The organism is Bacillus cereus group sp. BfR-BA-01453 (assembly GCF_022662915.1).
Classification (GTDB): domain Bacteria; phylum Bacillota; class Bacilli; order Bacillales; family Bacillaceae_G; genus Bacillus_A; species Bacillus_A paranthracis.
Genome location: NZ_JAKUEN010000002.1, coordinates 142,565 through 163,905 on the forward strand (window position 1 = coordinate 142,565; position 21,341 = coordinate 163,905).

Below are 21,341 nucleotides of genomic sequence, written 5' to 3' on the forward strand. Positions count from 1 at the left end.
GCCTTTTTTGTGCATCTTTTCATTAAGATGAGATAAAACGTGGTATAGTAACATTATATAATTTTCTGTTTGATAGGTAAGAAATTGAGGTGTTACATATATGAGTAAGCGTTATGTCGTTGTGGATTTAGAGACGACAGGGAACTCCTGGAAGGATGGGAAAGATAAAATTACCCAAATTGCAGCTGTTGTAGTGGAAGATGGAGAGATATTAGAGATTTTTTCATCTTTTATTAATCCGAAGAGAGAGATTCCACCATTTATTACAGAGTTAACAGGGATTGATGAGAGTATGGTTAAGCAAGCCCCGTTATTTGAAGATGTAGCCCCGATGGTTGTTGAGCTATTACAAGGTGCAGCTTTCGTTGCACATAACGTTCACTTTGATTGGAATTTTTTAACGGAAGAATTAAGGCAGGCTGGATATACAGAAATACATTGTCCAAAAGTTGATACAGTTGAGTTGGCGCAAATTCTTTTGCCAACGGCTGATAGTTATAAATTACGTGATTTAGCTAAACAACACGAATTAGAGCATGATCAACCGCATCGTGCGGATAGTGATGCTCTTGCAACAGCGGAATTGTTTTTACAATTTTTAAATGAAATTGAGAAGTTACCCCTTGTCACCTTGCAATCGCTTTATGAATTGAGTGATGTGTTTCAAAGTGATATAGCGGATGTGCTTTCTGAAAATATTTTAAAGAAAATGATGCACGGTAAAAAAGGAGCAGAGGGATATGAAGTGTATCGAAATATTGCCCTTCGAAAACGGAATTATTCTTTAAACTTAAGTGAAACATGTGCATTTAAATTTGATGCTTTCTTGCATAAGACAATTGATAAACTTGAGTCGAATATGCCAAATTTTGAAAAAAGAGAAAGCCAACAGAGTATGATGAAGGAAATATATACAGCGCTAAGAGATTCTAGGTTTTCACTAATTGAAGCAGGAACAGGAACAGGAAAGACTCTTGCATATTTGCTTCCAAGTATTTATTTTGCAAAGAAAAAAGAAGAACCTGTCATCATAAGTACCCAAACTGTACAACTGCAGCAACAAATACTAGAAAAAGAAATTCCATTATTACAGAAAATAATGCCATTTTCATTTGAAGTAGCTCTTCTGAAAGGAAGAAAGCATTATCTTTGTCTACATAAATTTGAATATGCTTTGCAAGAAGAAGAGAAGAATTATGATATGGCGCTCACGAAGGCAAAAATTTTAGTGTGGTTATTGCAAACGGAAACGGGCGATCGTGATGAATTAAATATTCCTGAGGGCGGAAAGTTACTTTGGAACCGGATTTGTAGTGATGTACATAGTCCGGGTGGGATGCAAAGCAACTGGTTTAGTCGTTGTTTTTATCAACGAGCAAAGAATAGAGCATTATTTGCAGATATCGTTATTACAAATCATGCGTTATTATTTCAAGATTTTTCAAGTGAAGAACCACTGTTTGCTTCATGTGAACATATTATTTTTGATGAGGCTCATCATATCGAGGAAGCAGCGAGTAGAACATTAGGTGAACAGTTCTCCTGTATGTATTTCCAGCTAGTTTTATCTCGTCTTGGTACGCTAGAAACAGATGATGTACTTTCTAAAGTATATAAAATGATGAAAAAATCAGAGCAAGCCTCCCGTTCTACTTTCCGCATGGTAAGTCATAGTTTGAAGGAATTGAAATTTGATGCGGATGAGCTATTCCAAATGTTACGTGCATTCATCTTTAAACAAACAAAGCAGGAACAAGGGATAAGCAATATGCCACTCATTTATCGATATAACACGGAAGTAGAGAAAGGTAAGTTATGGGATAGTATTACCGAGTTAACAAATCGCTTTGTATATGATGTAAGAAAATTACTCTCTACACTTGAGAAGCAAGTTGATATATTGCAAAGTAAATTAGAATGGGAAATGCATGTTGTTACAGGTGAATTTATGCATTTAATTGAGTTGTTGAGAAAGATGGCGCATTCTTTACAAGTACTCATTTTAGAAAAAAATTCATATGTGACATGGATGGAAACTGAAACGAAGGGAACCATTCATTCAACTGTTTTATATGGACAACCTGTTCATATTGGTGAAAGATTTGCTGATGAATTTTTAACAGAGAAAAAGAGTGTTATTTTCACATCAGCAACGCTAACAGTAAACGATTCATTTGACTATATAAAAGAAGAGCTAGGCTTACATGATTTTGCTCCAAATACATTACAGGTCCCATCACCATTCCATTTTGAAGAACAGATGAAATTAATGGTTTCAACGGATGTGCCCTTTATTAAGCAAGCAAGTAATGAAGAATATATTGAATCTGTGTCGGCTCATATTGCAAAAATAGCGAAAGCTACAGAAGGTAGAATGCTTGTTTTGTTCAATTCGTATGAAATGTTGAAAGAAGCGTATAAGAATTTGAAAAATGATGAGGAATTAGAAGGCTATTTATTATTAACGCAAAGTGTGAATAATAAGAGCAGAAGTCGTCTCATTCGTAAGTTTCAAGAGTTCGATAAATCAATTTTATTAGGAACAAGTAGTTTTTGGGAAGGGATAGATATACCTGGAGATGCCCTTAGTTGTCTTGTTATTGTCCGCCTTCCCTTTACGCCTCCTCATCAACCGATGATGGAAGCAAAAGGAGAGTGGTTAAAAAATCAAGGAGAGGACGTATTCGCTAAGTTAGCACTCCCGCAAGCAATACTGCGTTTCAAACAAGGATTTGGTCGTCTTATTAGAACAAGTACAGATACCGGAACGGTGTTTGTATTAGATCGTCGTTTGACAAGCGCTTCCTATGGAAAACGTTTTTTACAATCAATTCCAACTGTTCCGCTTTATGAAGGCCCTCTAGAAGAATTGTTAGAACAATTAAAGGAACGGCCAATTGAATAAAATTGGAAGGAAAAACACGCCTGAAGTGCATGTAAACTTCAGGCGTAAAAAATGTGGGTAGGAGGAATTTTATTTTTCTTACTTCTTGTATACAAAATGTATTGGTTTTCGACTTGAAACCTTTTTTTGCTGTACATGTCCTGCTATAATAGATGGGTGATGAAGCAGGGGTTGTAAAGAATGTACTCTTATTGTAACCGCATTGCGTTCTTCTATAATTAGAAATTTTTGTGTAACGGAGGAGTTTTTTCATGGATAAGAAAATCGAAGTCCTATCAACGACGCGTATTAAATATTCGTCTGACTTGTATAAAATCGTTGATAGTTTGAATCGTACGTTAAAAGAGCAGGACCTCATGTTCGGATTAGCATTAGACGAAAAAGATAAAGAAACAGCTGTATTTACGATTTACAGAACGTAGTGATACAATGAAAAAGTGGATCTTTGCAATCGTTATCGTAATCGTTGCTAGCGGAATATATGGGGCGTATGTTTATAATAAAGCAATGGAAAAGAAAATCCCTAAAGAGGCAAAATCTGTAGAAATTGCAAAAGAAAAAGCAAAGCTTATAAAAGTAAAATCTGTGGATTATTATAACGGAGAATCTTCATATACTGTCGTACAAGGTACAGATGAAAAAGGAGAACAACTTATCGTTTGGGTGCCTGAGAAAAAAGGGGAAACTATAGTAAGGAAAAAGAGTGAAGGTATTTCTGAAAAAGAGGCTTTACAAAGAACGATTGAACAAGTCGGAGATGACAGTAAAGAGCACAAAAGTAAGCCTAAAGAAATTTTAAAAATAAAATTAGGCTTTGAAAACAATATACCATTATGGGAAGTTACATATATTGATGATGAAAATCGTTATAGTTATTACTATCTTGCATTTAAAGATGGGAAGTTTTTACGACGATACAGCATTGAAAAATAGATGTAGGGGGAACTACAAATGAAATTAGCAAAGCGAGTAGCTGCTTTAACACCATCTGCAACTTTAGAGATTACAGCAAAGGCACAAGCATTAAAAGCAGAAGGTCATGATGTGATTGGATTAGGGGCAGGAGAACCTGACTTTAATACGCCAGAACATATTATGGATGCTGCACATAAAGCGATGTTAGAAGGACATACGAAGTATACACCAACAGGTGGGTTACAAGCGTTAAAACAAGAAATTGTGAAGAAGTTTACTCGCGATCAAGGAATTGCGTATGATCCGTCTGAAATTATTGTATGTAACGGCGCAAAGCATGCATTATATACATTATTCCAAGTGTTACTTGATGAAGGTGATGAAGTTATCATCCCTACGCCATACTGGGTAAGTTATCCGGAACAAGTAAAGCTTGCTGGTGGTAAGCCAGTTTATGTAGAAGGCCTTGAAGATAATGAATACAAAATTACAGCGAAGCAGCTGCGTGAGGCAATTACAGAGAAAACGAAAGCAGTTATTATTAATTCACCGAGCAATCCAACAGGAATGATTTACAGCAAAGAAGAATTACAACAGCTTGGAGAAGTATGTTTAGAACACAATATTTTAATCGTTTCAGATGAAATTTATGAGAAATTAATTTATGGTGGAGCAGAATATACTTCGGTTGCCCAGCTTTCTAATGCATTAAAAGAACAAACACTTATTATTAATGGTGTATCTAAATCTCATTCTATGACAGGATGGCGTATTGGATATGCAGCAGGAAATAAGCAGCTTATTAAAGCGATGACGAACTTAGCGAGTCATAGTACGTCAAACCCTACTTCAATCGCTCAATACGGCGCAATCGCGGCATATGCAGGCTCACAAGAACCTGTAGAAACAATGCGTCAAGCATTTGAAGAGAGATTAAACATTATTTATGATAAATTAATTCAAATCCCTGGCTTTACTTGTATTAAACCACAAGGTGCATTTTACTTATTCCCTAATGTAAAAGAAGCAGTAGCTTTATCAGGATACGAAACTGTTGATGATTGGGCAAAAGCTCTATTAGAAGAGGAAAAAGTAGCTCTTGTACCAGGTACAGGATTTGGTGCTCCAAATAACGTTCGTTTATCATATGCGACATCTCTTGAACAAGTGGAGAAAGCATTAGAACGTATTCACACGTTTATGAAAAGTAAAGTGCAAGCTTAATTGTATATTTTATTAATGTAATACAAAAACCTTCCTACATAATAGGGAGGTTTTTTTGACGAATTGTGGCAAAAAGAAATAGCGAAAGGTGTGTTATACTAGAGAGCGAGGTGTTTGGTGATGAAAAAGAAAATGATGTTACAGTGGTTTGAGCAGGGAAGCATTGCAATTCCAAAATTACTTATGATGCATTATAAAAAATTAGGGTTAAATGAAACGGAATTTATGGTTGTACTTCATGTACATACATTTTTAGAATCGGGCAATTCGTTTCCGACTCCGTCAGAGATTTCAGAACGGATGACGATTACCGAAATGAAATGTATGGAAGTCATTCAGGCATTGATTCAAAAAGGTTTTTTATCACTAGAAGGTGGACAAAAATCAGAAGCGATGATGTGTGAAAGTTATTCTTTACAACCGCTATGGGAAAAAATATTGCATTTCTTAATGAATGAATCAATAGAGGAAGAACAAAAAGAAATAAAGCAATTGCAAGTAAATTTATATACAGTATTTGAAAAAGAATTTGGAAGACCACTTTCTCCATTTGAATGTGAAACGTTGGGAATGTGGGAAGATCAAGATCAACATCATCCGAATTTAATTCAAGCGGCCCTCAGGGAAGCTGTAATGAGTGGTAAGCTTAATTTCCGATATATTGATCGTATTTTATTTGAATGGAAAAAGAATGGTATTAAAACAGTAGATCAAGCCCTAAACCAAGGGCGGAAATTTAGAGCAAATCAACAACGAGCGCAGCAAACGACAAAACAAGAGACGAAATTTACTGGAAAAGTGCCTTTTTATAATTGGTTGGAGCAGTAATGTAGGAGGAAGTATATGTTAAATAAAACGCAAATTCGCTATTGTTTAGACACAATGGCGGATATGTATCCAGAAGCACATTGTGAATTAATTCATGATAATCCGTTTGAACTAGTAATAGCGGTAGCGTTATCTGCACAATGTACAGATGCACTTGTAAATAAAGTGACGAAAAATTTATTTCAAAAATATAAAACACCAGAAGATTATTTAAGTGTTTCTCTAGAAGAATTACAACAAGATATACGTTCTATTGGATTGTATAGAAATAAAGCAAAAAACATTCAAAAATTGTGCAGAATGTTATTAGATGATTACAATGGGGAAGTGCCGAAAGATCGAGATGAGCTTACGAAGTTACCAGGAGTAGGTCGAAAAACAGCAAACGTAGTTGTTTCGGTAGCGTTTGGTATTCCGGCAATTGCTGTTGATACGCATGTAGAGAGAGTGAGTAAACGGTTAGCGTTTTGTAGGTGGAAAGATTCGGTGTTAGAAGTAGAAAAGACATTAATGAAGAAAATTCCGATGGATGAATGGAGCGTTACACATCACCGTATGATTTTCTTTGGACGTTATCACTGTAAAGCGCAGCGACCACAATGTGAAGAGTGCCCTTTACTAGAAGTATGTCGAGAAGGAAAGAAGCGAATGAAGGGGAAATAAAGGATGGAGCGAGTGATAGAAATACCGAGAGAATTTCGGTGCTTACCATTTTTTAAAGAAAGTATAAATTCGATTGCGTATTATACAGAACAGTCATTTGAAGAAACAATACAAAAGACTTATTTTATATATGATATGGAAAGACAATATGAGCCGTGGAATGAAATTGAAAACAGTATTCCTGTAATGTTGAATGTATGGAAAAATAAGCATGAGGACATTGCTACTTTATTTCGAAACAGAAAGAAACAAGAAGCTGAAGGTCCGATGATTCTTTTTGCAGCACATTTATTATCAATTGTATATTGGCTAAATGAGCAACCTGTTCATAGTTTGAATAAAATAGAAGATTTTACGAGTGAATTGGAAGTGCAACCAGTTAATTTTATAGAGCGATATTCGTTCATTATAAAGAAACCGAATAATTATCATTCTTATATTCAGTTAGCGCAGTTGTATATTGAAATAGAAAAGCTATATGTAAAGAAAATGATAACAAAAAAGAAGTCCTGTTCTCGTTAAGAGAAAGGACTTCTTTTTTTTGTATTAAGACTCTGTTGTAACAACATTTCCGTCTGCGTGAGGTGTATCTCCTCCGGTATTTTGTTGTTGTTCTTGCTGATGCTGTTGCTCTTGTTGTTTCTTAGCTTCTTCTTCAGCTTTTTTTCTAGCTTCCTCATCAGCTTTCTTTTGAGCCTCTTCTTGCTGTTTCTTAGCTTCTTCTTCAGCTTTTTTTCTAGCTTCCTCATCAGCTTTCTTTTGAGCTTCTTCTTGTTGTTTACGTTGTTGTTCTTGTTGTTTTTTAGCTTCTTCTTCAGCTTTTTTAGTAGCTTCTTCTTGTTTTAATTTATCTTCATTGGCCTTTTTCTGAGCTTCCTCATCAGCTTTTTTCTTAGCTTCTTCTTCAGCCTTCTTCTTAGCTTCTTCTTCGGCTTTCTTCGCGTCTGGAGTTCCGCCAGGCGCAGTGAAGGATGCTCCAACTGCAGGGCTTGTTCCAGTACCTTTTTTCGCTACTACAGAGAAGCTGTAAGTAACGCCTGGTTTAATACCACCAAGAGTAGCTGTCGTACCTTTTACTGATAAACTACCACTTGAACCGTCAGTCGCTTTATAGCTTGCTGCATACGCATCAACTTCTGCTGGTCCAGACCAGTTTAGTGTAACTGTGCTAGCGCCATCGAAAGTGACATTAAGACCACTAGGTGCATCTACTTTAATTTGTTTAATTGCATCTTTCTTCGCACCTTTTACATATAACTCTCCGTTTATTTCTTGTACAGAAGAAGGACGTTCGAAACGGGATTTATCTGTAGCAAATTTGCTCATCATTATTTGGAACATTTGCTGTGCAATTCTAGTATAACGATCACTAATGTAGTTTTCTGGGCCGTTTTTTTCGTAACCAGTCCATACTGCCATTGTATATTGCGGTGTATATCCAGCGAACCAACTATCTCTGTTTGCATCAGCTGGTATACCATATTTTTTTATAACGTCTTCATCAAAGTTTTGTGTTCCTGTTTTACCGGCAACATCAACACCTGAAACGTATGCTGTTGGACCAGTACCGCCAGAACCAGGTTTTACGACGTCACGAAGAACGTCAGTCACCATGTAAGCTGTGTAGTCTTGCATCGCACGTTGTTCTTTCGGTTTAAAACTTTTCTTTTTCCCATCTGGGAAGGTAACTTCTTTTACGAAATGCGGTTTATTGTAGTTCCCACCATTACCAAAGGCTGCATATGCACCTGCTACTTGTAATGGAGAACTATCGTTACTACCAATTGCTGTTGATTCAAATGTTTTGCCGTCTTTAAATGTCATACCTAAACCTTCAGCAAACGCTTGTGACTTAGGAAGACCAACCGCTTGGGCTGTTTTTAAAGCTGGGATGTTTAATGACTTTTTCAAAGCTTCACGTAGTGAAACGTCACCTTTGTAACTATTTGTTGCATTTCGTATCTTTTTACCATTGGAATACGTATACTCTGAGTCATTTAATTGATGGTATGTAGACCATTGTAAATTTTCAATTGCTGGGCCGTAGTCAAAAATTGGTTTCATTGTTGAACCGACTTGGCGTTTTAAATCGGTGGCCATATTATGACCTTTGAAAGTAGACTTACTTCCTTTACGCCCAGCTCCAATTGCTCGAACTTCACCAGATTGTGTATCCATAAATACGAACGATCCTTGGAATTGATCATTCGGATACTTAATAAGATTGCCATCCATAATTTTTTCAGCATAATCTTGAGCATCTTGATCAAGTGTTGTATGAATCGTTAAACCATCTGAACCAATATTTACATCAGGATATTCTTTTTCAACTTCTTTTACAACCGCATCTAAAAATGCTTGATACTTCATCTCAGTTATTTCTGAAGACGGTTGAAGACCCTCTGTTACTGGAATCTTAACTGCATTATTCATTTCTTCTTTTGTTATATAACCATGTCGATTCATTAATGACAATACGACATTACGACGATTTGTTGCTCGTTCAACATTTTCCTTTTTGGTTGGATCATAAATGTTTGGACCTTGGGGTAAACCAGCGAGCATAGCAGCTTCATGTAACTGTAAGTCTTTTAAATCTTTACCATAATATTTTTGCGCTGCTGTCGCAATACCATATGAACGGTTACCTAAATTAATCTTATTTAAGTACATTTCTAAAATCTCATGTTTAGAGTATTGTTGCTCTAATTTGTAAGATAGGTACCATTCTTGTACTTTTCTCTTTGCAGTTTTGTCCATCGTTAGAAAATAGTTTTTGACTACTTGTTGTGTAATCGTACTACCACCTTGAGATCCGAAACCTCCAGTGACATTTTCCATAACTGCTTTTGTAGTTCGTTTAAAATCAATACCATTATGATCATAGAAACGTGAGTCCTCAGTTGCAAGGAATGCATTTTCAACTACTTTTGGAATTTGATCATACGTAACGTGGGTTCGTTTTTCAGCACCGTATTCATAGAAAAAGTTCCCATCTTTATCAAGAAACTTTGTTGATAAAGGATTGACGAGTTTTGATTTGTCTAATTTTGGAGCATCCTTCACCATAACAAAGAAAGCGGAAACGCCAGCTACAAGACCAACGATACCAAGAAGTAGACAACCTATAAGGAATTTTTTAAAAAAGGAGCCTTTTTTCTTTGGTTTTTTCTCTGTATTTGTTTCTTGCTTTTGATTTTTTACATGATTTCGTTCTGTACGAGAACGATAATTATCTGACATTATACTTTCTCCTACCTTTCATTCTCTCCCCAAAAGTCGAAAAAAGAGCCTTAGTGATGACTCTATCACGAAAAATAAACCGTGTCTAGTACACGGATATAATCAATCCGAGGGTGATAACCGCATGATAATAAAGATCCATGCTCTTCTATTTCTTCTTTCGTAATCGATTTTCTTCCACCTGTATTTTGACGATTCCAAAATGCAATAATATGTTTTGCATCTAATAAATAAAGTTCATCAAAAAGTGTAAATTTAATAATAACAAATGCAATTCCATTATGAGCGATTATTTGCTTCATATGCTCAATTTGATGAAGGTGGAAGTTTTGAAGTGGAAAACTCGTTTTATTTTTTGTTTCTTTCGCTTCAAAATCGATGTATTTCCCTTTATATACACCGTTGTAATCTGTTGTAGAAGGTTGTTTAAAATACGCTTCTTTTACCACTGCAGCACTTCGAGCGGGGTAATCTACTTTTACAATTTGAAGAGGGGTAGGTTTTTTATGTACGCATGCAATATTATGGGTTAAGTAATATTCATTCGTTTCATTCAATTCCTCTTCAAGGGACATACCTCTGTTACTATAAGTATGTTTTTTAATTGGTGTTTTATGAGGTTGTGAAGCTTGATTGTATCGTTTTCCATTTGGGTAACGAATGGTCATAGTGTGTCCACTCCCAACTTGCTAAGAATTACTTACAAAGGTGATTATAACAAAAAATGAAAAAAGATGTGACCTTTTTCAAGAAAGGTATGATGACTTATTCATGTTTACATGGAATGATTATGAAAAAATTAAACAATATCGTAAAAATATGGTCTGTACAGAAGAAGAAAAAGCAATCGTTTACAACATTAATAGGGAAATAGAAACAGCTAATAGGGACAACGTTTCTCGAACGCAGTCTTATCAAGATTATTATGTAAGAAATAGTGAAATTAGGTGGGCTTTTTTAGCGAGTATGGTCTCGAGAAATGCGGGGTGGAATATGACTGATTTACAAGGGAGGTATTATGCTACTGTTTTACCTCAAACAGTAAAAAAACATTTGTTTTTGACTTATGAAGAAGCGAATTGGATTATTTTTTTAGATGTATTTCCTCAGCTGTTGTTATACGAAGAAAGTAAGAGGAGGCAGATCCCACTATTCCATTTGTTACAATATTTTAACGTATCCATTTTTATGGAAAAAGAATGGATGTATTTTTGGGAGAAAAAAGATATAAATAGACTTATGACAGCGCTTATTATAAATGAACAAAATAAAATTCAAAAACCAGTTATTGAGAATGCATACTTTAAAAAACATGTATTCCATACAGCCCTTTTTAAATTACAAGAAATGCTTCATATTAGTGCCGTTATATTCCCAACCGTTGAAGGGAAGGTGTATGGTTTTTCAGTTTATCAATTTGAAACGTTACAGAAGCGTATAGAATTAGGAAAGAAATTAGCAGCGTTACTGTTCCATCCGAATTACAAAAGCTTATTCCATAGATTTGCAGCGCAAACAATACACACAGGATCAAGAGCAGATTATGAATGTTATGTAAGTGAAGCTAGAAAATCTTGTACACCAGCTCTTAGAGAAGTTTATCCTGCTGTTGCACATGATGAAATAAGTATGAGAGATTGGTTTTGTAGAGATACGGAAATAAATGAACTATTTTTACCAGAAGAGTATACGGGTGAAGTTGATATAACAGAATGGTATAAAAGAAAGAGGGAGCAAATCTATATTGCTTCCACCGTAAATCGTTTTGTTAAAAGGATAGATGAGTTCGTGATATAATAAAAAAGAAGTCCCGTCTTCATAAATGAAGACGGGACTTCTTAATGTGAAGTAACCCTACTATGCGTGCTAAACATTTAATCTCAAAACGTAATGAATATAAGAGATTAAAGAAGTTTCACTTTATGTAGCAGGGAAGTTTGGACCATCTAATTTTGGATTGCCAGTTTCGGGTTTATTTTGTTTATTTTGTTTTTTCTTTTTTTCGTTTTTGTTCTTTGCCATTTTCATGCACCTCCTTTTTGTATTGTTACCATTTCTATAAATGACATACAAAATGATTTCTTTGACGAATAACAACTAGTTTTGTCATGTGGGCAGGAGTGAAGAATCATCCGGCGAAATTACATGACAAAGGAAAAGCAAAGAAGGAGGCGTTTTGTATATGGCGATGGTTCAGAAGGAAGATGTAATGAAAACAATGGATCAAATGTTAAGTTCTCTCGATTTGCTGGAAATGAATATAGGGATTAGAATGAATCATGCATTAAAGGATAAGAGTGAAAAAATATGCAACAAGATAGAAATAACAGAAATGCATATTGAGCATATGGAAAATAAATTAGTGCATCACGAAGAAAAAGGGAATTGGGTGAAGGCATTTCAAAACGTCGTAGTGAGTGCATAATAAGGTGGGAATAAAATGAAGTATGAAGCATTAATACAGTCTTCGGAAAAACTTATGCAACATAATAATGAAGCAAATGTGAAAAAAAGAGAAATGATTGAATACGATTTTTATAAGGATATGAAACCGTTTGTAGATATGGTAGATGAGGAATTAAAAGTATGGAAAGAATTAGCTTATGAATGGATTAAGGAAGAAAAACCGAAGTATATACATGTACAGCAAATTGATCAAGTGTACGATAATTTACAAACAAATGTGTTGCAATGCTTTGTAAATAAAGGTAAAGGTAAGCGATTCTTTGAAACGCATCAAGCCATTTCGTATACTTTGCAAAATATAATTGAGCAATGTAAGTAACAAGAGGGGAAACCCCCTTGTTTTTTTATGCTTCTGTCACTGTTGTAGGTTTTGTTGCCCCGTTTATTTCTAGTTCTTTTATTACTGTTCGGTAATCTGAAATACATATTTTCCCTTCGAGATACCAATGTCTCGCAAAGTCTAACAATTCATTTACATTCTCTGTGTAATACCCCTTTTTTTGAGAAAACGCTTGTTTTAAATCCCCTAATACCATGTTGATTCCTCCCCCATGAGAATCTTCTTCTTTTTTATCATAGCATGGAAGGGTTTTCTTTTATAATTTTTTAAAAATTTAAACTTCCGACAAAAATAGACACATACTCCGTCACACAAATTATTTTACAAGTACATATTATATATGTAGAAACTTATGTGAAGGAGGAGAGAATGCATGTTTCAACAATCTAACGTATATCAGCAATCTAATCCATATGCACAGCAAAATATGTACCAATATAATACGGATACATATTTACGTTATAATATGTATCCTTTCGAGCCTCATTATGGAAATCAAAATTATTACCAGCCATTTGAAGTATCGTTTATGAATCAACCGCAGCAACCGTATATGAATCAACAACCGCAACCTTATATAAATTCACAATACTATATGCCACCACCATCTCCCTATGGCAATCAACAAGCGATGTTTTATCCACCAAAACAACCGTATCCGACACAAAATAAACAAAAGCAACAGCAGCAACCAAGTCAATTTTCTAGTTTTGTTTCCCAATTTAAAAATTCAGATGGTAACTATGATGTAAATAAAATGATGAATACAGCTGGACAAATGATGAATGCGATGAATCAAGTGACAGGTATTGTAAAGCAAGTGGGAGGCTTTTTTGGTAAGTAATGTCAAAGGTTTGTCTATAAAAAGCATTGGATAGAAAATCAAAGACTAGACAAATTTCCTTAGAATAAATGGGTATATATAACAAGCGGCTTACCCTCTTTTCTCATACTGTAAAGTGTAATCAGATTTTTTTTATGAGAGAGGAGAGAAAAACTATGCATCATTGTCATCCTTGCTTTGGAGGGCATAAGCCTACAGGACCTATTTGTACAACTGCTCCTGTCATTCATCCGACGAAACAATGCGTAACACATTCTTTTTCAACAACGGTGGTGCCACACATTTTCCCGACGCATACAACACATGTACATCATCAACAAATTAAAAACCAAAACTTCTTCCCGCAAACAAATTCAAATGTAAATGTTGTGGACCCAATCGATCCAGGATTCGGCGGATGTGGACCATGTGGCCATGGTCATCATCACCACCACCACGGTCATCAAATATCCCCATTCGGACCAGGACCAAATGTATCACCATTTTTACCAAACAATGTATCACCAGTAGGTCCGAATATTGGACCAAACGTTGGTGGAATATTTAAAAAGTAAATGATATGTTAGAACTAGCGAAATGCTAGTTCTTTTTTTGTAATTGGAGTGTTGATATGAAAGTTATTGCAGTAACAGGCTATAAGCCCTTTGAACTTGGAATATTTAAAAATGATCATCCAGGAGTAGAATGTATAAAAAAGGCGTTGCGTCGTAAATTAATTGCTTTTGTAGAAGATGGTTTAGAGTGGGTTATAATAAGTGGCCAGTTAGGTGTAGAATTATGGGCTGCTGAAGTTGTTTTTGAAATACAAGTAGAATATCCAGATTTAAAATTAGCGGTATTTACTCCATTTTTAGAACAAGAAGAAGGTTGGAAGGAAGATAACCGTGAATATTACGAATTTATTCTCTCTCAAGCAGACCATGTTGATAGTATCACGAAACGTAAGTACGAAAGCCCAGAGCAATTTAAATTAAAAAATCAATTTTTTATTGAAAAAAGTGATGCGCTTTTAGCTGTATATGATGAAGAAAAACCAGGGAGTCCTAAATATATTGTAGAAGCAGCAAAGAAAAAAGGAGAAATAGAAAATTATCACAGTTATTTCATTCTTTTTTCCGATTTACAAGATATAATAGAAGAGGAACAGTGGAATAATGCTGAGTAATATGTAATATAGTACTCGTATATATGATTGACAAAAAGCATTGTTTCTGAAAAAATTTAGTTAATGAAAGTTTTGGCAAAAATTTGAGGTGAAGAAAATGATTTCGGATAAAATTAAATTAACGGCGAAAGATATTTTAGAAAAAGAATTTAAAACAGGTATGAGAGGTTATCAACAAGAAGAAGTAGACAAGTTTCTTGATATGATCATTAAAGATTATGAAGCTTTTCACAAGGAATTTGAACAATTAAAGCAACAAAATGCTCGTTTAAAGCGTGAATTAGAAGAGCAAAAGCTAGCAGCAACGCAAGTTCCACAACAACCAGTTGTACAAACACCAGTTGCACAACCAGTATATAACAACACGAATACGGACATTTTAAAACGTTTATCGAATTTAGAAAAAGCTGTATTTGGAAGTAAGTTATACGAATAATTTCTGGTGATAAAAAGGTTACAGCATTTTACATAGAAAAAAACATTGCAAAATCTTTTTGTTTCCACTATACTAATGGATGTCATAACGTTTGGGTAATCGCTGCAACGCCAACGTTGTAGAGGAAAGTCCATGCTCGCACGGCCTGAGATGGCTGTAGTGTTCGTGCCTAGCCAATTCATAAGCTAGGGTATTCTGGCTGTAAGGCTGGTTTAACGGCAGGGAAAAAACCTAAGTCCTTTCGGATATGGTTTGACTACCTTTAAAGTGCCACAGTGACGAAGTCCTTGAAGAAATGATAGGAGTGGAACGAGGTAAACCCCACGAGCGAGAAACCCAAATAATGGTAGGGGAATCTTTTCCAAGGAAATGAACGATGGGAAAGGACAGGTTGTATAACCTGTAGATAGATGATTGCCACCGGAGTACGAGGCGTGGGCCGTTTGCAGTACAAAGGAACAGAACATGGCTTACAGAACGTTATGAACCAACTATGAAATAACTCAGCTCTCCTTTGTTAGAGGAGGGCTTTTTATTTGTATGAAGTTATAAATGATGAGTTAAAATGGTTAATGAGAAAATTCTTCGTAAAATGTAATAATTAATAGGAGAAATGGCTATTAATTATTGTTTGAATATACATAAGAGGTGAATGCAAATGGGAAAAGTTACTTTAATCGCAACAGCGGCAATGGGTATTGAAGCTTTAGTTGCCCGAGAAGTTCGTGATCTAGGTTATGAATGCCAAGTAGAAAACAGCAAAGTAACATTTGAAGCAGATGAAAAGGCGATTTGTCGCACGAATTTATGGTTACGTACTGCGGACCGTGTGAAAATTAAAGTTGGCGAATTTAAAGCGACAACATTTGATGAGCTGTTTGAGAAAACAAAAGCATTAAACTGGGGAGATTATATTCCAGAGAACGGTGAGTTCCCTGTTATCGGTAAATCTTTAAAATCTGAGTTATTCAGTGTTTCGGATTGCCAGCGTATCGTTAAAAAGGCTGTCGTTGAAAAATTAAAAACAACATATAAACGTACAACTTGGTTTGAAGAAGATGGCCCGTTATTCCGTATTGAGATTGCAATGTTAAAAGATATCGCAACATTAACAATCGATGCGAGCGGTGTTGGACTTCATAAACGTGGATATCGTGTGGATCAAGGGGAAGCTCCTTTAAAAGAAACATTAGCTGCGTCTTTAATTAAATTAACAAACTGGAAGCCAGATCGTCCTTTCGTGGATCCTTTCTGTGGATCAGGTACAATTCCGATTGAAGCAGCATTAATTGGACAAAATATCGCACCAGGTTTTAACCGTGGTTTTGCATCGGATGAGTGGGGCTGGGTTGGTAAACAAAACTGGCGTGAAGCTCGTCAAGAAGCAGAAGATTTAGCGAACTATGATCAACCATTGCAAATCATTGGATCAGATATTGATCATCGTATGATTCGAGTTGCTCAAGATAACGCAGAAGAAGTAGGTTTAGGTGATTTAATTACATTTAAACAGATGCAAGTAAAAGATTTCACAACAAAAGAGGATTATGGCTATGTTGTAACGAATCCTCCATACGGAGAGCGTTTAAGTGAAAAAGCACTTGTTGAACAACTGTATAAAGAAATGGGACAAGTATTCCGTCCATTAGACACATGGTCGGCATATGTATTAACAAGTTACGAAGCATTTGAGAAGTGCTACGGAAAAGATGCATCGAAGAAACGTAAACTGTTTAATGGATTTATCCGTACAGATTACTACCAATACTTCGGAAAACGTCCACCTCGTAATTCATAGTATAAAACTCCTCCAGCACGCATATACTGGCTATTATGTAATGCGTAAAGGAGGAACTGATATGGATAGTTTCCAATTATCAATGATTCAAAAAGCTATTCACCGTACGTATGATGAGCTCGGAAAAGAAGTGGATAACCAAGGTGCGATTGTAGATGAAATACAAAAAGCACAAGAAGAATATTTGTTAGCTCTTTCGCATGAAACAGCGATAGATAAACGGTATTTAAAGTCATTAATATAGAAGAAAATTTTCCTTTTTCGAAAGGAAAATTTTTTTTCGTGTATTTCCATGTATTACAACAGGGGAAAGTGGCTGCGCACATATGAGTAGCAGTTGCTATATCTTTTATAGAAAAACTTTTTGGTTGGAGGCTAAGGATGTTTACTGAGAAGAGATTACCATTTGAAGTAGGGAAACAAGACAATTTTTATGATAAGTTGAATGAGTGGATTGGAGATGTGTTTTATGACATCCTTCCGGAAAAAGGTTTTGAAGAGCGTGATGAACAAATTTTTATGGCGTTTCAATTAGAGCGTGCTTTCCAAGAAAAGAAAGTTATGTTCGCAGAAGCGGGTGTAGGAACCGGGAAAACAATTGTATATCTTCTATATGCAATTTGCTATGCGCGTTATACTGGGAAACCAGCGATTATCGCTTGTGCAGATGAAACGTTAATTGAGCAGCTTGTAAAAGAAGAAGGGGACATTGCTAAATTATCTGAGGCATTAGGCTTATCGGTAGATGTAAGACTTGCGAAATCAATGGATAATTATTTATGTTTACGTAAACTTGAAGATGTTATGAGTGGACGAGCTCCAGAAGTAATTGAAGATGTATACTACGAATTACCGCAGTTTGTATTTGACCACGGTACGATGCAAAACTTTACTCACTATGGTGACCGAAAAGAATTTCCGCTTTTAAATGACGAGGAATGGTCAAAAGTAAATTGGGATTACTTCCAAGATTGTTTCACTTGTGATTCTCGACATCGTTGCGGGCAAACTCTATCACGTGAACATTATCGTAAAGCAGCAGATTTAATTATTTGCTCTCAAGATTTCTATATGGATCATATTTGGACGTATGATGCTCGTAAGCGTGAAGGACAAATTCCATTATTACCAGAAAGTAGTTGTGTTGTATTTGATGAAGGACATCTTGTAGAATATGCAGCTCAAAAAGCTTTAACATATCGTTTAAAGCAAACGATGATGGAGCAACTTTTAACGAGATTATTACAAAATGATATTCGCGAGGAGTTTGCGCATTTAGTAGAAGAAACAATTTGGCAAACAGAGCGATTCTTTGATGTGTTACAAGAGAATAAAAAAGAAATTGCTGGTTCTGATCGTTTAGAAATTACTGTGACAGAAAAAGTAACGGCTGAAGCGAAGCGACTTTATGCGAAAATTGGTGAAGTCGGTGATGCATTAGTATTTGAAAGTGAAATGCATACAGTAAACACGTATGATTTAAATATCGTTGATGAACATTTAGATGTATTAGAGCATTCACTTCGTCTGTTTATGCACGAGAAAAATGTAATTACATGGGGTGAAGAAGGTGATGGAGCTTTCACGTTAGTAATTATGCCGCGTGCAGTTGAAGAAGTATTACAAGAGAAAGTATTCTCGAAGAAAATCCCGTATATTTTCTCTTCTGCTACATTATCTAACAACGATTCATTCTCATTTACAGCAAATAGCCTAGGGGTAAAAGATTACTTATCATTCTCAGTTGCCTCCCCGTTTGATTACGAAGAGCAAATGGTAGTAAACTTACTATCTCATACGAAAGAAAATGAATGGGAAAGAAAGTGTCAATATACACTTGAAAATATACAAAAAACAAATGGACGTACACTTGTATTATTCCGTACAACGCAAGAACTTGCAGCGTTTAAAGAATATGTAAGTAAAGAACAAATGTCAGTTCCGTTCCTATATGAAGGGGACCAAGAAATTAGTCAGCTTGTTTCTCGTTTCCAAAATGAAGAAGAGACTGTACTTTGTGCCGTTCATTTATGGGAAGGTTTAGATATTCCTGGTTCATCATTATCACATGTTATTATTTGGTCATTACCATTCCCTCCAAACGATCCTGTGTTTGAAGCGAAGCGTAAGCACGTAAATGATCCATTCTGGGATGTAGATGTACCATATATGATTTTACGTCTTCGTCAAGGGATTGGCCGTTTAATTCGTACGAGCGAAGATAAAGGTGCTATATCAATCTTCTTATCTGATACAGAAGATGAGAAAGTGGTAGAAGCAGTGAAAAACGTACTACCAGTAGAAGGTAAAGAATTATAAAGAGAAAGCTTGGCGCTTGCCAAGCTTTTTTTCTATTATAAAAGGAATTTAGAATTTCATGTCGAATTAAGTTTGAGGTAGAAAAAGGAGGTTTTTATATAATGACAGTAGCTACATATGAAGTAGAAAAACAATTTTTAACATATGTGAAGAAGATACAAAATTACGGAGAAGCATTAAGCTTAATGTTTTGGGACTTGAGAACAGGGGCGCCTAAAAAAGGTGTAGACCAGCGTTCAGAAGTAATTGGCATGCTTTCATCAGAAGTGTTTGCTATGTCGACTTCAGATGAAATGGGAAATTATTTAACAGAGCTTGAAGATTTAATACGTGAAGACAAGCTTTCTGAAACGACGAAGAAAATGGTGGAAGAGTGCCGTAAAGAATATGATAGAAATAAGAAAATTCCACAAGCGGAATATGAAGCGTATGTGAAATTAGAAGCGAAAGCAGAAAGTGTGTGGGAAGAAGCTCGCGAAAAATCTGATTTCGAAATGTTCCGTCCGTATTTAGAACAAATCGTTGAATTTAAAAAGAAATTTATTACATATTGGGGTTATGAAACATATAAATATAATACATTATTAGATATGTATGAGCCGGGCATTACGGTAGAAGTGTTAGACCACGTATTTGGTCAACTTCGTGAGCGTATCGTACCGCTCGTAAAAGAAATATCGGATTCGCAAAAGAGATTAAAGACAAGTGCTTTATCAGAACATTTTTCAAAAGAAAAACAAAAAAACTTTACATTAGAGCTATTAAAGCAATTAAATTATGACTTTGAAGCAGGTCGTCTTGATGAAACGGTACATCCATTTGAGATCACATTAAATAGAGGGGATGTTCGTATTACGACACGCTATGACGAAAAAGATTTCCGTATGGCTGTGTTTGGCACAATTCATGAATGTGGTCATGCTGTATATGAACAAAATATTGCAGAGAAATTTGAAGGTACACCGCTATGTAGTGGAACATCTATGGGTATTCATGAGTCACAATCATTATTCTTTGAGAACTTTATCGGTCGTAATAAATCATTCTGGAAGAAAAATTATGATTTATTAAAAGAGTATAGCGATGGTCAATTCAATGATATATCAGTAGATGAGTTTTATGATGCAATAAATGAATCGAAGCCTTCATTTATTCGCATAGAAGCAGATGAGCTTACATATCCGCTTCACGTTATGGTTCGTTATGAACTTGAGAAAGAGTTATTTGATGGCACATTACAAGTGAAGGATTTACCAGCGGCTTGGAACGATAAAATGGAAGCATATTTAGGAATTCGTCCGGCTAACGATGCACAAGGCGTATTACAAGATGTTCACTGGGCTGGTGGTTCATTTGGATACTTCCCATCTTATGCGCTTGGTTATATGTATGCAGCGCAATTTAAGCAAAGAATGGTAAAAGACATTCCGAATTTTGATGCATTATTAGAAGAAGGAAACGTAACACCAATTCGTGAATGGTTAACAGAAAACATTCACCAATACGGTAAAACGAAAAAGCCACTTGAAATTTTAGAAGATGTAACAGATGAAGGATTAAATGCAAACTATTTAGCCGATTATTTAGAAACGAAGTATAGAGAGATTTATGAGTTATAAAAAAAGGGCTGCTTACTTGCAGCTCTTTTTTTAAAGGGGGATAGAAGAATGGCTTATACATATACAGTAATGACGCAAGAAGAAGCAGAAGAAATTGCATACAACTGGCATTATGAAGGGAAATATTCCTTTTACGATATAGAGGCAGATGAAGAAGATTTAGCCGAATTTTTACATGATGAAAGTAGAGGGGATCATACATTTTCTGTGAAGGAAAATGGCACTCTCATTGGTTATGTTACTGTTTGTAAAATAAATGATGGAACGGTTGATATTGGTCTTGGAATGAGACCTAACATAACTGGGAACGGATTTGGTTTACAGTTCTTAAACGCTATAATAGCTTTTAGTAAAGAAAAATACGGATGCAAGTATATAACACTATCAGTAGTTACATTTAATGAGAGAGCGATTAAAGTGTATAAAAGGGCAGGGTTTGAAGCAGTTGGAACGTTTATACAGAAAACAAATGGTAGTTGTTTTGAGTTTTTGAAAATGAATTATATATGTAAAAATGATTAAAAAAACAGAAGAATCTCCTTCTGTTTTTTTATACAGAAATAAATCATACTATTT

Annotated in this window: 23 protein-coding genes and 1 other RNA gene; 20 read left to right on the forward strand and 4 right to left on the reverse strand. The window is 35.4% G+C overall.

The window, feature by feature from the left end; genetic code table 11:
* Positions 1–100 precede the first annotated feature (100 nt).
* The 7 genes from dinG to MR070_RS05530 all read left to right on the forward strand — a co-directional run bounded on the left by dinG (position 101) and on the right by MR070_RS05530 (position 7,057).
* Complete coding sequence (gene dinG / locus MR070_RS05500; protein WP_242260720.1) at positions 101–2,905, forward strand: ATP-dependent DNA helicase DinG; 2,805 nt, start codon at positions 101–103, stop codon at positions 2,903–2,905.
* 251 nt (positions 2,906–3,156) lie between these two features.
* Positions 3,157–3,327, forward strand: coding sequence for a YpmA family protein (locus MR070_RS05505; protein WP_000358352.1), 171 nt, complete (start codon positions 3,157–3,159; stop codon positions 3,325–3,327).
* Positions 3,328–3,334: 7 nt separating this feature from the next.
* Positions 3,335–3,838 (forward strand): cell wall elongation regulator TseB-like domain-containing protein, encoded by a 504-nt coding sequence (locus MR070_RS05510; protein WP_000758746.1) that lies wholly within the window; start codon positions 3,335–3,337, stop codon positions 3,836–3,838.
* A gap of 18 nt (positions 3,839–3,856) precedes the next feature.
* Positions 3,857–5,044 carry an aspartate transaminase AspB gene (aspB, locus tag MR070_RS05515; protein ID WP_000761548.1) on the forward strand — a complete coding sequence of 396 codons (1,188 nt, stop codon included), beginning with the start codon at positions 3,857–3,859 and terminating at the stop codon, positions 5,042–5,044.
* A gap of 120 nt (positions 5,045–5,164) precedes the next feature.
* A complete protein-coding gene (dnaD, locus tag MR070_RS05520; protein WP_000728538.1) occupies positions 5,165–5,872 on the forward strand; it encodes a DNA replication protein DnaD in 708 nt (235 codons plus the stop codon).
* Between the two features lie 15 nt (positions 5,873–5,887).
* Positions 5,888–6,535, forward strand: coding sequence for an endonuclease III (gene nth, locus MR070_RS05525; protein WP_000933023.1), 648 nt, complete (start codon positions 5,888–5,890; stop codon positions 6,533–6,535).
* A 3-nt stretch (positions 6,536–6,538) separates the two neighbouring features.
* The gene (locus MR070_RS05530; protein ID WP_000442681.1) at positions 6,539–7,057 is read left to right on the forward strand and encodes a YpoC family protein; all 519 of its coding nucleotides are present in this window, start codon (positions 6,539–6,541) and stop codon (positions 7,055–7,057) included.
* A 24-nt stretch (positions 7,058–7,081) separates the two neighbouring features.
* Here the strand turns inward: MR070_RS05530 and MR070_RS05535 are convergent, their stop codons facing one another.
* Both MR070_RS05535 and recU read right to left on the reverse strand, forming a co-directional pair.
* On the reverse strand, positions 7,082–9,778 hold the full coding sequence (locus MR070_RS05535) for a PBP1A family penicillin-binding protein (RefSeq protein ID WP_001283129.1): 2,697 nt from the start codon (positions 9,776–9,778) through the stop codon (positions 7,082–7,084).
* Positions 9,779–9,843: 65 nt separating this feature from the next.
* Positions 9,844–10,446: a Holliday junction resolvase RecU gene (gene recU, locus MR070_RS05540; protein WP_000155590.1), complete on the reverse strand. Its 603-nt coding sequence runs from the start codon at positions 10,444–10,446 to the stop codon at positions 9,844–9,846.
* Between the two features lie 103 nt (positions 10,447–10,549).
* Between recU and MR070_RS05545 the strand changes: the two genes are divergently transcribed.
* The gene (locus MR070_RS05545; protein ID WP_242260722.1) at positions 10,550–11,575 is read left to right on the forward strand and encodes a DUF2515 domain-containing protein; all 1,026 of its coding nucleotides are present in this window, start codon (positions 10,550–10,552) and stop codon (positions 11,573–11,575) included.
* Between the two features lie 123 nt (positions 11,576–11,698).
* Here the strand turns inward: MR070_RS05545 and MR070_RS05550 are convergent, their stop codons facing one another.
* Positions 11,699–11,875, reverse strand: coding sequence for a hypothetical protein (locus MR070_RS05550; RefSeq protein ID WP_001982922.1), 177 nt, complete (start codon positions 11,873–11,875; stop codon positions 11,699–11,701).
* A gap of 85 nt (positions 11,876–11,960) precedes the next feature.
* Here MR070_RS05550 and MR070_RS05555 point away from each other — a divergent pair, with 85 nt between their 5' ends.
* Entirely contained in the window at positions 11,961–12,203 is a 243-nt protein-coding gene (locus tag MR070_RS05555; protein ID WP_001252039.1) for a hypothetical protein, read from the forward strand.
* A gap of 15 nt (positions 12,204–12,218) precedes the next feature.
* Complete coding sequence (locus MR070_RS05560) at positions 12,219–12,563, forward strand: YppE family protein (RefSeq protein WP_000872959.1); 345 nt, start codon at positions 12,219–12,221, stop codon at positions 12,561–12,563.
* 25 nt (positions 12,564–12,588) lie between these two features.
* Here MR070_RS05560 and MR070_RS05565 read toward each other — a convergent pair whose 3' ends face one another.
* Entirely contained in the window at positions 12,589–12,780 is a 192-nt protein-coding gene (locus MR070_RS05565; RefSeq protein WP_000242664.1) for a YppF family protein, read from the reverse strand.
* Positions 12,781–12,957: 177 nt separating this feature from the next.
* On the opposite strand from MR070_RS05565, the gene MR070_RS05570 reads away from it, so the two are divergent.
* The 10 genes from MR070_RS05570 to MR070_RS05615 all read left to right on the forward strand — a co-directional run bounded on the left by MR070_RS05570 (position 12,958) and on the right by MR070_RS05615 (position 21,287).
* Entirely contained in the window at positions 12,958–13,428 is a 471-nt protein-coding gene (locus MR070_RS05570; RefSeq protein WP_000487707.1) for a YppG family protein, read from the forward strand.
* Between the two features lie 155 nt (positions 13,429–13,583).
* Positions 13,584–13,982 carry a CotD family spore coat protein gene (locus tag MR070_RS05575; RefSeq protein WP_088119130.1) on the forward strand — a complete coding sequence of 133 codons (399 nt, stop codon included), beginning with the start codon at positions 13,584–13,586 and terminating at the stop codon, positions 13,980–13,982.
* Positions 13,983–14,038: 56 nt separating this feature from the next.
* On the forward strand, positions 14,039–14,593 hold the full coding sequence (locus MR070_RS05580; RefSeq protein ID WP_000862920.1) for an SLOG family protein: 555 nt from the start codon (positions 14,039–14,041) through the stop codon (positions 14,591–14,593).
* A 97-nt stretch (positions 14,594–14,690) separates the two neighbouring features.
* Positions 14,691–15,029: a cell division regulator GpsB gene (gpsB, locus tag MR070_RS05585; RefSeq protein WP_000622430.1), complete on the forward strand. Its 339-nt coding sequence runs from the start codon at positions 14,691–14,693 to the stop codon at positions 15,027–15,029.
* 87 nt (positions 15,030–15,116) lie between these two features.
* An RNA gene (rnpB, locus tag MR070_RS05590) (RNase P RNA component class B) lies at positions 15,117–15,507 on the forward strand.
* A 180-nt stretch (positions 15,508–15,687) separates the two neighbouring features.
* Complete coding sequence (locus MR070_RS05595; RefSeq protein ID WP_000521234.1) at positions 15,688–16,827, forward strand: THUMP domain-containing class I SAM-dependent RNA methyltransferase; 1,140 nt, start codon at positions 15,688–15,690, stop codon at positions 16,825–16,827.
* A 61-nt stretch (positions 16,828–16,888) separates the two neighbouring features.
* Positions 16,889–17,071 carry a DUF3921 family protein gene (locus MR070_RS05600; RefSeq protein ID WP_000376892.1) on the forward strand — a complete coding sequence of 61 codons (183 nt, stop codon included), beginning with the start codon at positions 16,889–16,891 and terminating at the stop codon, positions 17,069–17,071.
* 137 nt (positions 17,072–17,208) lie between these two features.
* On the forward strand, positions 17,209–19,146 hold the full coding sequence (locus tag MR070_RS05605; RefSeq protein ID WP_242260725.1) for an ATP-dependent DNA helicase: 1,938 nt from the start codon (positions 17,209–17,211) through the stop codon (positions 19,144–19,146).
* A 101-nt stretch (positions 19,147–19,247) separates the two neighbouring features.
* Positions 19,248–20,765, forward strand: a complete 1,518-nt coding sequence (gene ypwA / locus MR070_RS05610) for a carboxypeptidase M32 (RefSeq protein WP_242260732.1) — start codon at positions 19,248–19,250, stop codon at positions 20,763–20,765.
* Between the two features lie 48 nt (positions 20,766–20,813).
* On the forward strand, positions 20,814–21,287 hold the full coding sequence (locus MR070_RS05615; RefSeq protein WP_242260734.1) for a GNAT family N-acetyltransferase: 474 nt from the start codon (positions 20,814–20,816) through the stop codon (positions 21,285–21,287).
* The last annotated feature ends 54 nt before the right edge of the window (positions 21,288–21,341 follow it).

Bases quoted from the DNA above. Each gene is read 5' to 3' on its own strand.
- MR070_RS05505 (WP_000358352.1), top strand. From the start codon at position 3,157: ATGGATAAGAAAATCGAAGTCCTATCAACGACGCGTATTAAATATTCG.
- MR070_RS05535 (WP_001283129.1), bottom strand. From the start codon at position 9,778: ATGTCAGATAATTATCGTTCTCGTACAGAACGAAATCATGTAAAAAAT.
- MR070_RS05570 (WP_000487707.1), top strand. From the start codon at position 12,958: ATGTTTCAACAATCTAACGTATATCAGCAATCTAATCCATATGCACAG.
- MR070_RS05575 (WP_088119130.1), top strand. From the start codon at position 13,584: ATGCATCATTGTCATCCTTGCTTTGGAGGGCATAAGCCTACAGGACCT.
- nth (WP_000933023.1), top strand. From the start codon at position 5,888: ATGTTAAATAAAACGCAAATTCGCTATTGTTTAGACACAATGGCGGAT.
- MR070_RS05595 (WP_000521234.1), top strand. From the start codon at position 15,688: ATGGGAAAAGTTACTTTAATCGCAACAGCGGCAATGGGTATTGAAGCT.
- MR070_RS05615 (WP_242260734.1), top strand. From the start codon at position 20,814: ATGGCTTATACATATACAGTAATGACGCAAGAAGAAGCAGAAGAAATT.
- MR070_RS05555 (WP_001252039.1), top strand. From the start codon at position 11,961: ATGGCGATGGTTCAGAAGGAAGATGTAATGAAAACAATGGATCAAATG.
- MR070_RS05510 (WP_000758746.1), top strand. From the start codon at position 3,335: ATGAAAAAGTGGATCTTTGCAATCGTTATCGTAATCGTTGCTAGCGGA.
- MR070_RS05580 (WP_000862920.1), top strand. From the start codon at position 14,039: ATGAAAGTTATTGCAGTAACAGGCTATAAGCCCTTTGAACTTGGAATA.
- MR070_RS05600 (WP_000376892.1), top strand. From the start codon at position 16,889: ATGGATAGTTTCCAATTATCAATGATTCAAAAAGCTATTCACCGTACG.
- recU (WP_000155590.1), bottom strand. From the start codon at position 10,446: ATGACCATTCGTTACCCAAATGGAAAACGATACAATCAAGCTTCACAA.
- MR070_RS05545 (WP_242260722.1), top strand. From the start codon at position 10,550: ATGTTTACATGGAATGATTATGAAAAAATTAAACAATATCGTAAAAAT.
- aspB (WP_000761548.1), top strand. From the start codon at position 3,857: ATGAAATTAGCAAAGCGAGTAGCTGCTTTAACACCATCTGCAACTTTA.
- dnaD (WP_000728538.1), top strand. From the start codon at position 5,165: ATGAAAAAGAAAATGATGTTACAGTGGTTTGAGCAGGGAAGCATTGCA.
- dinG (WP_242260720.1), top strand. From the start codon at position 101: ATGAGTAAGCGTTATGTCGTTGTGGATTTAGAGACGACAGGGAACTCC.
- MR070_RS05605 (WP_242260725.1), top strand. From the start codon at position 17,209: ATGTTTACTGAGAAGAGATTACCATTTGAAGTAGGGAAACAAGACAAT.
- ypwA (WP_242260732.1), top strand. From the start codon at position 19,248: ATGACAGTAGCTACATATGAAGTAGAAAAACAATTTTTAACATATGTG.
- MR070_RS05530 (WP_000442681.1), top strand. From the start codon at position 6,539: ATGGAGCGAGTGATAGAAATACCGAGAGAATTTCGGTGCTTACCATTT.
- MR070_RS05560 (WP_000872959.1), top strand. From the start codon at position 12,219: ATGAAGTATGAAGCATTAATACAGTCTTCGGAAAAACTTATGCAACAT.
- gpsB (WP_000622430.1), top strand. From the start codon at position 14,691: ATGATTTCGGATAAAATTAAATTAACGGCGAAAGATATTTTAGAAAAA.
- MR070_RS05565 (WP_000242664.1), bottom strand. From the start codon at position 12,780: ATGGTATTAGGGGATTTAAAACAAGCGTTTTCTCAAAAAAAGGGGTAT.